Here is a 641-nt window from a genome sequence, read left to right on the forward strand (position 1 = left end):
TTTTCAAAACTCGACATGATGTGATCTTTGGCCTCTCTAGGGAGATCGAATTCTTCAAAGGACAGCACACCAGACGTGTATTTTTTTGCATAAGGACTCGAATCTATCAGCTCTTGAACCTCACTTGGTGAGCCTCTATCGAGTGTGGCACCCTCTCGATCTCTCTGCTTACCAAGTAAATAATCAACCGGACCAGAGCCTTTACCGACACCACGAGCGTGAAATTTAACAATCATGAACGGGAATACTCCCGTTTTAAATCTTGCAACGTTCGTTCAATGTTCATCAAAGCAGAGACAACCTGAATACGATCCACCGGCTTCCAGTCTTGGGAATGAATCGCTCGAGCAATTTGATTGAGATTGTTACCCATACCGGCTAACTGACGAAGCAACTTAGGGTCAACTTTAGGCACGGCATGAGCACGGGAAACGGGCGCATCGAGACAATGCGATCGCATCCACTCAGCAAGTCGAGGTTTAGAGCTTCGCAGCAATAACGCTTCATGCTCTAAAGCCGTCACTCTGATCTTAATTTCTTTAATTCGTGGCTCGGACATAGCAACACTCTCAAACATGAAACCGCATCGAGGCCTTCGCTCGGAACGAGGGAATGACTCGGTGTGGTCAACTGGGGTAAAG

General features: G+C 47.1%; 1 protein-coding gene and 1 pseudogene. Both read right to left on the bottom strand.

The window, feature by feature from the left end:
- Positions 1-236: pseudogene (locus tag R7Z77_RS26275) on the bottom strand (mobilization relaxase); the annotation flags it as partial.
- Complete coding sequence (locus R7Z77_RS26280) at positions 233-559, bottom strand: MobC family plasmid mobilization relaxosome protein (RefSeq protein ID WP_169654078.1); 327 nt, start codon at positions 557-559, stop codon at positions 233-235. The pseudogene R7Z77_RS26275 and the gene R7Z77_RS26280, both read right to left, overlap by 4 nt.
- Between the last annotated feature and the right edge of the window lie 82 nt (positions 560-641).

Source organism: Vibrio sp. 1401 (assembly GCF_033340295.1).